Raw genomic sequence first — 12,064 nt, 5'->3', positions numbered from 1 at the left:
CCGCTGTGTTCCGGATTGCGATCCGATGTTTCGCACAACATTTCGTTCAGTGTTGACGCGATAGATGCCCCCCCATACTAAACAATTAGTGCGATCCACGGCTGAGTCTCCTGCCACTCAATTTCAGGGTCTTTCATGTCCGGATTCTTTTCTGATCCAGCAAATGAAACAAGCCTTGAAACCCGCCGGACGCAGTATCAGATGCCGTAAACAGGCCCGCCAATAGCTCGCCAAATTTGAACAAAGGAAACGCCGGTGCAAACGTTGATCAAGATCGCAATGCTCATGTCCGCCGCCGTGATGCCCCTAGCGGCACAGGCAGACGGCCCCACCGTTAAGATCGAAACGGCAAGCGCTGGAGAAGAAGACGAAAGACATGTCTTCTTTGGCCAAGTTGTGGCGCGCCAAACGGTAGACTTGGCATTTCAGGTCGGCGGGCAGATCGTAGAATTCCCCGTCGAAGAAGGCACATTCATTGCGCAGGGTGATCTGGTCGCCATGATGGATCAACAACCGTTTGAATTGGCCCTCGCAGAGGCATCGGCCCAACAAACTCAAGCGGCGCGGACGGCTGATCGGTATCAACAACTCGTTGGGAGCGCCGTCGCTGAAAGCAACCTCTTGGACGCAGAGACACAGCAAGAACTCAGCGCCATCGCCCTTAGAAATGCGGAGCGCGAGCTAGACAACGCAACACTCCACGCGCCCTTTGACGCCATCGTGGCCGCACGACTACAGCCAAACTTTTCGACGGTGGCAGTCGGGACGCCAGTGGTGCGGCTCCATGATATGTCCGATGTTCGGATTGAAATCGACGTTCCAGAGCAACTGTTCCAACGCGCTGGTAAGGACGCTGACGTAACTGTGTTTGCCGAATTCCCAGCACATGAAGGCCAATACCCGCTCGACATAAAAGAATTCAACGCCGAGACAGCTCAGATCGGTCAGACGTATACGATCACACTCGGAATGGAACCGCAGGACGGACTGAGCCTTCTACCCGGATCGTCCGCCAAAGTGACCGCGCTTTTGGATACAGGCGTTAGCCATATGGAGGTACCTGCCTCTGCGATTGTTATCGAAAATGACAATTCGACCAGCGTTATGGTCTTCACGCCGACAAACGACGTGGATGGCACTGTTGTCAGAACGCCTGTTGAAATTGCGCCGACGAATAGTGGCGACGTGACGGTCCTATCTGGGCTCGAAACGGGTCAAGAATACGTCTCGATTGGCGCAGCAAGTTTGACTGATGGAGACGCAGTGCGTCGTTTTACCGGCTTTGGGGATTAAGACCGATCATGGATATTGCACGCCTGTCGATCAACCGCCCGATCTATACTTGGATCGTAATGCTCATCTGCCTTCTGGGCGGCCTTTGGGGTTTTAATTCGCTTGGACGACTAGAAGACCCTGCATTTACCATCAAGACCGCAATTGTCGTGACCCAATACCCCGGCGCCTCGGCACAAGAAGTCGCGCTTGAGGTCTCTGAACCCATCGAATCCCAGATCCAGAAGATGGGTGAAGTCGATGACATCCAGACGATGAACCAACCCGGGTTGTCGTGGATCACGGTCAATATGCGCGCCCAGTACGACGGCACGGAACTACCTGAAATTTGGACAAAATTACGCAACCGGGTTGGCGATGCTTCCCTACCCAGCGGCACCTCCGTTCCATTTGTGAACGACAACTTCGGCGACGTCTATGGCATGTATTACGCCGTCACAGCGACAGGATACACGGACGCCGAGATTAACAATCTTTCGACTTACCTGCGTCGCGAATTGCTAAGCGTGGACGGCGTGTCCGACGTAAGCCTGTCTGGCGTCCCTAACGAAGTCATCTACATCGAACCCGAGATGGCGTTGCTGACCAATATGGGCATCCCACCTGCGGCGATCGTATCTGCGATTTCAGGCGCCAACGAAGTGGTCGATGGCGGCACTCTCCAGAACACCGAAGGGCGTACAATCATCCAACGTCCTTACGGGTCCGACAGCGTTTCAGAAATCGCCTCCCTATCGATCGGTGTCGGCGGCGAAGTCGTAAACCTGTCAAACTTTGCCGACGTCTTTCGAGGTCGAGAAGCAAACCCAGACCTGATTGTGCGTCACAACGGAGTAGAAGCTTTTACGTTGGGCGTTGCAGGGATTGCCTCGGAAAACATCGTGGAAGTCGGGAAGCGCGTTGATGCGCATCTCGATATGCTTCGCGCGGACATTCCTCTCGGGATTGCGATTGAACCGATCTACCAACAACATGTTGTCGTCGAAGAAGCGTCCAACGCATTTTTGATCAACCTTGCTATGTCCGTAGCAATCGTTGTTGTCGTGCTGGCCATTTTCATGGGTTGGCGTGCCGCCGTTGTGGTAGGATCAACTTTGTTCCTGACGGTTCTGGGCACACTGTTCTTCATGGCGCTTGGTTCGATTGAAATGGAGCGGATTTCTCTGGGCGCTTTGATTATTGCGATGGGGATGCTTGTCGACAACGCCATCGTGGTGGCAGAGGGCATGCAGATTTCAATGCACCGCGGTCGTAACTCCCGTGACGCGGCGACCGAAGCGGCTAGCAAGACGCAAATTCCATTGCTCGGCGCGACCGTGATTGGGATCATGGCCTTTGCTGGTATTGGGCTTAGTCCTGATGCGACCGGTGAATTTCTGTTTTCTCTGTTTGCCGTGATTGCGATTTCGCTTTTGTTGTCATGGGTCTTGGCCCTGACGGTTACGCCTTTGTTAGGGCATTTCTTTTTCAAACAAGGCGATGATCTGCAAAGTGGCGGATACGACGGTGTTTTGTTCAGGACCTACTCTGCTGTGCTGCGGGCCTGTATCAAGCTGCGTTGGATCGTCATCGCAGGCTTGATTGGCACAACGGTCGTCTGCTTTGCACTATTTGGCCAGATCAAGCAGCAGTTCTTCCCTGACAGCAACACGCCGCTTTACTTCGTGCACTACAAACTGCCGCAAGGTGCATCAATCAGCCAGACATCCGACGACATGGCTGTGCTCGAAAACTGGCTATCCAGCCGCGAAGACGTCACCGCGACTTCTGCCTTCATCGGCATGGGGGCATCACGGTTCATGTTGACCTACGACAGTGAAGACCCGAACCCCGGTTACGGCCATCTGATCGTGCGCGTCACATCACTCGACGTCATCGAAGACGAAATGAACGAGCTTGAGGCCTTTGCCCTATCCGCGGTCCCGCAAGGCGAGTTCCGCGTCAAGCGCTTGGCATTCGGCCCAGGTGGTGGCGCCCCGATCGAAGTGCGTTTTTCAGGCGGCGACCCTGACGTCCTGCGTGATCTTGCCGACGAAGCGATTGCGCGTCTGAGTGACACATCCGAGAACATCGTCGCGCCGCGTCACGACTGGCGTGAACGCGAACTAATTTTGCGCCCGATCTATTCCGAGGACCGCGCTCAGGATGCTGGCGTTTCAAGGTCTGACATAACACAGACCCTGCAATTCGCAGTCGAAGGTTTGGCAGCAGGTACGTTCCGCGAAGGCGATCGCCAGATTCCGATTACGGTCCGCGTTCCACGTGACAGTGATTTGTCCTTGGCCGATCAAGTCATCTATTCCGACAGTGCCGGTGGTTACGTTTCCATGGAGCAAGTCACCGACGGGTTCGTTTTCGAACCCCAAGACACGTTGCTTCTGCGACGTGACCGTGCGGATGTGATCACTGTCGGCGCTGACATCCCACGCGATATGACCGCCTCCGAAGTTCTGGCAGAAGTGCGCGATGTCATCGAAGACATGAGCATTCCCAGTGGATACACAATGGAATGGGGTGGTGAATTGGAAAGCTCTTCAGATGCGCAGGCGTCCCTTGCTGGACAATTGCCATTCAGCATCATCATCATGGTTTTGATTTCGGTGCTTTTGTTCAACGCTTTGCGCCAGCCGATCATCATTTGGCTTTTGGTGCCAATGGCCGTCAACGGTGTTAGTCTTGGTCTGCTTGGTGCGGGTCTGCCTTTCACCTTTACGGCCCTTCTTGGCCTACTGTCGCTTTCTGGAATGTTGATCAAAAACGGGATCGTCCTGATCGAAGAAATCGATTTGACCCGCGCTGCGGAACCCGAGCTTCCGTTGGTAGATGCTATTGTAAACGCATCCACGTCGCGACTGCGGCCCGTGTTCCTTGCTGCGGCCACAACGATCCTTGGAATGTTGCCTCTGATCAGCGACGCATTCTTCCAGTCAATGGCTGTGACAATTATGGGTGGCTTGGCGTTCGCATCGGTACTTACGCTGATTGCGGCACCCGTGCTGTACTACGTCTTCTTCAAACGGTCCGCCGAACGCCAATTGGCCACCGCATAGCTTGCGGGGGTGCGTTGGCCCTTCCCTTGGGCCAACGCCTTAGGCCTTTAGGCCTCTGCCAAGACAGCGTGCGGTGCCATTTGATGCTGGGCGGTACCAACATGTGGGCGAGTCAAAAACAAGATCGCAGGGTTAGATATATCTTTCGTCTTGATTGTGTCCACCAAGGTAGACGCGCAGCAACGCGCAATTGTTTGATCCGCCTGCTGAGCACGCGACACAATGCTGATTTCAACATGGTCCTCTAGGCCTGATTGCTGCAATGCATCCGCGATGTTCGATGCGGCCCCTACGCCCATATAGACAGCAACCCGTGTTCCGGGATGCAGGATGTTCAACCATTCAGGCGTTTTACCCGCAACTTCCGAACGCCCCGTCGCCAGCACCAGCGTATCGCATGTTCCGCGTTCAGTCATGAACCCACCCAGCGCAGCAGACGCCGCACTTGCCGCAGTAACACCGGGGACGATTTCGTAGGCAATCCCTGCAGCGTTCAGCGCATCAGCTTCTTCAGCCCCACGTGCAAAGACACCCGGGTCACCGCATTTAAGGCGCACGACCCGTTTGCCCTGACGTGCAGCAGCCACCAAAACACCAGATATCTTATCCTGCGGCCAGTGATGGCACCCCGGTGCTTTGCCAACATAAACCCGCTCAGCATCGCGGCGGGCAAGGTCGAGGATTTCAGGATCGACCAGTCGATCATAATAGATGACGTCTGCTTCTTGCAGCCGTTGCACTCCGCGCATGGTGATAAGGTCTTTGCACCCAGGTCCTGCCCCGACCAACGCAACCGTTCCCTCATTGCTCGCTCCGAAGGACGCGGTATCAATCGCTTCTTTGATCATGCGCGCGGCTTCGCGTTCGCCACCCCGTGAATGAGCGTCACGCGCAGGGCCAGCAAAGACCCAACGCCACAAATCACGCCGCATCCGCGGGCCAAGACGCATCGCAGCCCGATCGCGCAGACGCCCGGCAAGGGCAGCAAGATCACCAAGACGCGGCTCCAACATTTCCTCAACGCGGGTTTTGATTTGACGGGCCAACACTGGGGCCGTGCCCTCTGTTCCAATCGCCACAACCACCGGAGAGCGATCCACAATCGACGGAGTAATCGCATCACACAAGTCCGGTTGATCCACGACATTCACGGTCGCGCCGACGGACTTGGCCAACACATGAAGGCTCGCGTCCGCGGCAGGACAGCCCGTCGCAATAAACACGAGCGCCGCATCTGCAAAGTCCGGCGCAGTGACCGTCGCAGCGCTCCATTTTATCCGGCCCTGTCCGTGAAGGTCCGACAGTTCAGGATCAAGCGACGGCGCAATAATTGTGATTGCGGCTTCTGTCTTTAGGATCAATCGGCATTTTTGCGCAGCCTGCTCACCACCGCCTGCAATGATGACACGACGGCCCTGCATTTGCAGAAACATTGGGAAAGTCTTCATGCTGAAATCCTCGTTTGTGAGTGACGGTCGATCCAAAGGTCGCGCGCCATGTCGTTTGCTTTGGGCACAGTGTCCGTTGCGCCCAAGGACCACAGCGCCAAAGCGGCGGTGCCGATCACTGTCGTTGTGGCGAATGGGTCGTCCTGCGAGCCAAGCCATAGGGCGGCCAAATCAACGCTTTGGGATGGTTCATGGAGGCGGCGCGTATCATCCAGCAATGCCCCGGTGCTTTCGTCCAACTCCACGCCATTGCGCAGGCCAAAAATCGCAGTACTTTTGGCGGGATTTCGTTCAAACTCGCCGCCCCCACCCTTAATAACGGTCAAGTTTCGGTCGCCCAAAAGTGCAGCCGCGCGTGATTGCAGCCCGCGATAAGACGGATGAAAAACGCCTTGCACAGTTGTGCCCGCGCCGCTCGGGTTCCACATACGCAGAACGGTATTGATACAGCTGCGTAACCCGAACGTATCGCGCAGCTTCAGCACCTCGAACGCCGCAGGACTAAGCGTTTCAAGCGGTTGATACGACAGACCGTCGCCCTCAATCGCCACCTGGTCCATTGCATCGCGTAAATCCGCAGCCGTGCTTTGGTGGGAGTTCCAACCATGCATCGAGACCGTATAACCCGCCTGCGCCACCAGTTTAGCGGCCAGCACAAATAGCGGCGCACCGCGCGTGCGGCCGGCGGCATAACACGGCCAATCCAGATCAGCGGTCGGCAGGTCCGGCGTCGCTTTACGCAAAGCAGCCGTAAATCCTGCGATCTCAGCGTCCGTTTCACCACGCAGGCGCAACACCATCAAGATCGCTCCAACCGCTTCGGGGGCGCCATTGCCTGATAAGATGATTGTCATCGCCTTCTCGGCTTCGTCTTGGGTGAAAGCGCGCGCGCGCCCCTTTCCTTGTGCGACGATGCGAACGTATGGTGCTAGGGTCATTCGGCAGCCATTGGAACTGCGCACTGCGCCAGCAGGCTTTCAAGCTCTGGCTTACAGGACCCGCAATTCGTCCCCGCACAGGTCGCCTCGCCCAAGGCTTCGACGCTATTGGCGCCTTCTGCGATAGCTGTGCGCAGCGTGTTGATACCGACGTTCAAACAGGCACAAACCGTCGCGCCCGGATCGGGCTGATCAGCACCACTACGCCCGGCAAGCGCTTGTAATGGTGGGGTCGCTGTGCCGATCAAGGACACCGCATGAGTACGTGCCAATGTTACTGGCGTTGGGCTGGCGAAAAACATCCCGACCAGTGTTTCGTCCTTATAAAATGCTAGCCGCGTATATCGTCCATCGGCATCGCGAGCCTCTGAAACGGTTGCCCCGTCAACGTCCATCAAACCACGTGCTAAATCTTCCCAGTCGTTCGGAACCGTCAGACCAGCATACTCGCCCTGCCATCCCGACAAAGACCGCGCAACCGCGGCGTAATCCCCTTTTGGGTTGAGCTCAGCCGCGCTGGCGGCGAAGCCATACCATTTGGCGTCAAACTTGGCCGCATCAACAGCATTGTTTTTGGAAGCCGGTTGCCCCGAAAACGGATCAGAAATTGGCGCTGCAAGATTATTTATCCAACCCGCACTGCTTTGTTGACGCGTCCAATGCATGGGCGTGAAAATTTGACGTTTCGCCGTGCGATCGGTGATAAGCGCACGAACCACGGATGCACCAAATCCATTGCTTAGTTTAATTAGGTCACCGGACGTGATCGCCAAAGCTGCTGCGTCATCAGGATGAATTTCAGCGTATGGCTCAGCCAAATGTGCGCCCAATCGCGGGGCTTTGCCGCTGCGTGACATCGTATGCCACTGATCGCGGTTACGCCCTGTGTTCAGAGTAAACGCGTCGCGTTCCTTTGGTTCAGGAGCACAGACAGGTAGCATCTTCGCCTTACCATCGGCATGATAGAATTTACCGTCCGCAAAGAAACGGCGACCATTTTGCGGCCACTGTGTCGGTATCAGATCTGCATAATCGACATCCGCAAAAATACTAAGATCCAGATCACGCTCGAAGTTTTCAGTCGCTGCAGACAGCGCAATATATTCAGCAAATACTTCGGAAGGAGACCCAAATGCAAAGGCGTCGCCCCAGCCCATACGGGTCGCGACACCACAGATGATCTGCCAATCTGGGCGGGCCTCACCGGGGGTCGGCAAAAACGCGCGCTGGCGTGAAACACGACGTTCAGAATTGGTGACGCTTCCGTCTTTTTCGCCCCATCCCGTAGCAGGCAAAAGGACATCCGCCAAATCACCCGTATCGGTGCGCGCATTGATATCGGAAACCGCCACAAACGGGACGTTCTTGATGGCGTTCGCGACGCCATCTGCGTCAGGCAGGCTAACGGCTGGATTGGTTGAAATCACCCAAAGCGCCTTGATCTTTCCGGCCGCACACGCGTCGAACAGATCGACCGCCTTTAGTCCCGCATGGGGTGCGATTGTGGGGCTGTTCCAGAACGCTTGCACCCCCGCACGGTGATCGGCGTTTTCAATGTCGAGGTGGTTGGCCAGCATATTTGCCATGCCGCCGACTTCGCGACCGCCCATGGCGTTGGGCTGGCCTGTGACGGAAAACGGTCCCATGCCCGGTATGCCGATACGGCCCGTCGCAAGGTGACAATTGATGATCGCGTTTACCTTGTCAGTGCCGCAGGACGATTGATTGACGCCTTGGGAATAGACGGTAACGACTTTTTCGGTACCCGCCCAAAGCCCATAGAACTCGGCTAATTCATCCTTGGCCAATCCGCTTTCTTCAGGATCGTCCAGACGCGCTTGCGTCACCGCCGCTTGGTGGCCATTGACGTGCCGATCTATGAAACCCGCATCAAGAGCATTCGTATCCGCAAGGTGGGCCAAAAGCCCGTTGAACAGTGCCACATCGCCATCTGGTGCCACGCGCAAGTGCAAATCCGCCAGCGCTGTCGTCGCGGTCTTTCGTGGATCGATGTTGACGATCTTCATTGTCGGGCGCGCCTCTTTGGCCGCCGCGATCCGTTGGTGCAAGACAGGATGGCACCACGCAAGGTTGGACCCAACGAGCACAATCAGATCAGCGTCTTCGAGGTCTTCATAGGTGCCCGGAACGGTATCCGTGCCGAAAGCACGCTTATGTCCAACAACCGAGGATGCCATGCAGAGCCTCGAATTTGTGTCGATATTTGCAGCCCCGACATAGCCTTTCATGAATTTATTGGCGACGTAGTAGTCTTCGGTAAGCATTTGGCCCGAAGCATAGATCGCAACACTGTCCGGCCCATGTTCGCGGATTGCAGCGCTGAATTTCTCAGCCATCAGATCGAGCGCTTCGTCCCAACCTGCGTCTTTCCCAGCAATCTGCGGGCGCAACAACCGCCCTTCAAGGCCGATCGTTTCGCCCAACGCGGACCCTTTAGAACACAACCGCCCGTAGTTTGCAGGATGCTCTGGGTCGCCTTTGATCGTGCCATCAGGCCCAGCAAGAACACCACAGCCAACGCCGCAATAAGGGCAGACTGTCTTGGTCAAAGTCATGCGACGGCTCGTTGTTTCAAAAAGGCGACGTCTAGTTTGATACGGCCGTCTTCGACGCGAGCAGGATACGTCGTAACTTGCCCTTCATCTGGCCCTTGGACCATACCGGTTTCCAGTGAAATTACCCAATTGTGGAGCGGGCAAGTGACGGCGTTACCATGGACGATCCCTTCGGCCAACGGGCCGTTCTTATGGGGGCATGCGTTATCAAGCGCAAAGACTTCGTCCATTGCGTTGCGAAAAATCGCGACACATCCATGGGCTGTTTTAACCAAACGCGCACCGCGTGCAGGAACCGCATCAAGCGCGGCAATATCGATCCAGTCGCTCATTCTGCGGCCTCCAATGCGAGATTTGCCAGCGGCTGATAGGTATCGGCCTTCTTGACATGCTCCGCCCACGGATCGTGGCGGTAAACGGTTTGAGAAATCTCGAAACGATCTACTAAGTCGGCGCGATTCTCGAGATCTTCTATCTGTTCGGTGATCCAGTCGAGTCCGACCTTCGCCATCCATTTATAGATACGGTCCAGATACTTAGCATTCTCACGATAAAGCTGTGTCACAGCCTTAATAACAAAGATCGCGTCTTCTTCCGTTGGCACCTGCAACAACAGTTCGGTTTCTTTGACGTCCATACCCGCCGCGCCACCGATGCTGATCTGGTAACCACTGTCGACACAGATCACGCCGATATCCTTACACGTAGACTCAGCGCAATTTCGAGGGCACCCTGAGACACCAAGTTTCAGCTTATGCGGGGTCCAAGCGCCGTGAAGCGTCTTTTCCAGCTTGATCCCAAGGCCGGTGCTGTCTTGCGTGCCAAAGCGGCAATGGTCCGTCCCGACGCAGGTTTTGACTGTGCGCAGTCCCTTTGAATAGGCATAGCCCGATACCATTCCAGCATCGTTCAGGTCTTTCCAAATGGCTGGCAAATCTTCGCCCTTTACGCCCAACAGATCGATCCGTTGCCCACCTGTGACCTTAACGGTCGGCACCATGTATTTATCAGCCGCATCCGCAATCGCCCGCAGTTCTGAAGGCGTCGTGATGCCGCCCCACATGCGTGGTACAACGCTGAACGTGCCGTCCTTTTGGATGTTTGCGTGTTTGCGTTCATTGATGAAGCGTGACTGCGGATCATCCTGATATTCGAGAGGCCAATCCGCGAGCAGATAGAAATTCAATGCAGGACGGCACACGTGACAACCGCAAGACGTCTTCCAACCACATTCTTGGAAAACAGCCTGCATCGATGTCAGTTTTTGGCTCTTGATCATGCGCCGCACATCTTCGTGGGTCATGTCAGTGCAGCCACAAACGGATGCGGCGGCTGGGATGACAAAATCATCGCCCAACGTCACGGCAAGAACCTGTTCAACCAATCCTGTGCAAGTTCCACAGGACGCCGAAGCTTTTGTTGTAGCTTTAATCGCAGCTAGGTCGTCTGCACCAGCGGCAATTGCATCTTCAATTTCACCTTTGCAAATGCCGTTACAGCCACAGATTTCCGCATCACGCGGTAAGGCTGCAACGGCTGAGAGCGGGTCCGAGGGGGCACCCCCTTGGTAGGCTGGCCCAAAGATGAGCGTATCTCGCATGTCTGCGATATCGGTCTTGTCGCGGATCAAGCCAAAGAACCAATTGCTGTCTGCCGTGTCGCCATACATGACTGCACCAATGACGTGGTTGCCCTGAAGGACAAGGCGGCGATACACACCGCGCGCAGGGTCACGGAACACGATGTCTTCGCGGTCTTCGCCTTCGGCAAAATCACCAGCGCTGAACAAATCACAGCCCGTGACTTTCAACTTGGTCGACAGTTCTTTTTGAACGAATTGTGCGTCTTCACCCATCAAGGTTTTCGCGACGACCTTTGCTTGATCATAAAGTGGCGCAACCAAACCAAAGATCGCACCGTCATGTTCAACACATTCACCAACCGCCAACACATCGTCATCTGAAGTGCGCATCTGGTCATCGACATGGATACCTTTACCCACGGCCAACCCTGCATCCTGTGCAAGCTGGACGTTCGGGCGGATGCCAACAGCCATCACCAATAGATCGCACGGCAGCTCTGTGCCATCATCAAGCAGTAAGGCTTTTACCTTGCCGTTCTCGCCCAAGATTTCCTTGGAGTTCGCAGAACACTTGACCGTGATGCCTTTGTCCACCAGCGCCTTGCGCAGAAGATAACCCGCCGCTTCATCCAGTTGGCGTTCCATCAAGTGGCCCATGATATGAATAACCGTCACATCAACGCCGCGTGCCGCCATACCGGCCGCAGCCTCAAGCCCAAGAAGACCGCCACCAATCACAACACATTTGTTGTCTGGTCCAAGGCCCATCATGCGTTCGGTGTCTTCCAGATCGCGGTATGCGATCACACCTTCAAGGTCATGCCCCGGGAGTGGGATGATAAATGGATTGGAACCTGTCCCGAACAAGAGCTTGTCGTAGGACAGTACATCGCCGTTATCGGCCGTGACCGTTTTGGCAGCCCGATCAATCGATGTGATCTTTTCACCGAAACGACAGGTTACGCCGTTTTCTTCATACCAGTCGGCAGTATGGATCACGATCTCTTCGTATGTCTTGTCGCCAGACAAAACCGGTGACAGCATGATGCGATCGTAGTTGCCGCGAGGTTCTGCGTTAAACAGCGTGACATCGTAGTCGCCGCCGGCCTTTAGAAGTTGCTCTAGCGCGCGGCCAGTCGCCATGCCTGCGCCAATGATGATAAGTTTCTGGGTCATT

7 protein-coding genes are annotated in these 12,064 nt (G+C 55.5%); 2 read left to right on the top strand and 5 right to left on the bottom strand.

Features of this window, described 5'->3' with window-relative positions; genetic code table 11:
• The first annotated feature begins 255 nt into the window (after positions 1-255).
• Complete coding sequence (locus L0666_RS10200) at positions 256-1,293, top strand: efflux RND transporter periplasmic adaptor subunit (RefSeq protein WP_235261207.1); 1,038 nt, start codon at positions 256-258, stop codon at positions 1,291-1,293.
• Positions 1,294-1,301: 8 nt separating this feature from the next.
• On the top strand, positions 1,302-4,343 hold the full coding sequence (locus tag L0666_RS10195) for an efflux RND transporter permease subunit (protein ID WP_235261206.1): 3,042 nt from the start codon (positions 1,302-1,304) through the stop codon (positions 4,341-4,343).
• A 47-nt stretch (positions 4,344-4,390) separates the two neighbouring features.
• Here the strand turns inward: L0666_RS10195 and cysG are convergent, their stop codons facing one another.
• The 5 genes from cysG to nirB are packed head-to-tail and all read right to left on the bottom strand — an operon-like array spanning position 4,391 to position 12,063.
• Entirely contained in the window at positions 4,391-5,791 is a 1,401-nt protein-coding gene (cysG, locus tag L0666_RS10190; RefSeq protein ID WP_235261205.1) for a siroheme synthase CysG, read from the bottom strand.
• Positions 5,788-6,729: a glycosyl transferase family protein gene (locus L0666_RS10185; RefSeq protein ID WP_235261204.1), complete on the bottom strand. Its 942-nt coding sequence runs from the start codon at positions 6,727-6,729 to the stop codon at positions 5,788-5,790. The genes cysG and L0666_RS10185 overlap by 4 nt, the downstream gene beginning before the upstream one ends.
• Positions 6,726-9,305 carry a molybdopterin-dependent oxidoreductase gene (locus L0666_RS10180; RefSeq protein ID WP_235261203.1) on the bottom strand — a complete coding sequence of 860 codons (2,580 nt, stop codon included), beginning with the start codon at positions 9,303-9,305 and terminating at the stop codon, positions 6,726-6,728. Before L0666_RS10180 ends, L0666_RS10185 begins: the two co-directional genes overlap by 4 nt.
• The gene (nirD, locus tag L0666_RS10175) at positions 9,302-9,637 is read right to left on the bottom strand and encodes a nitrite reductase small subunit NirD (RefSeq protein ID WP_235261202.1); all 336 of its coding nucleotides are present in this window, start codon (positions 9,635-9,637) and stop codon (positions 9,302-9,304) included. Before nirD ends, L0666_RS10180 begins: the two co-directional genes overlap by 4 nt.
• On the bottom strand, positions 9,634-12,063 hold the full coding sequence (gene nirB / locus L0666_RS10170; protein WP_235261201.1) for a nitrite reductase large subunit NirB: 2,430 nt from the start codon (positions 12,061-12,063) through the stop codon (positions 9,634-9,636). The genes nirD and nirB overlap by 4 nt, the downstream gene beginning before the upstream one ends.
• Position 12,064: the final 1 nt, after the last annotated feature.

This window comes from Octadecabacter algicola (assembly GCF_021532625.1).
Lineage (GTDB): Bacteria > Pseudomonadota > Alphaproteobacteria > Rhodobacterales > Rhodobacteraceae > Octadecabacter > Octadecabacter algicola.
This window is presented reverse-complemented; position numbering and strand designations above follow the sequence as displayed.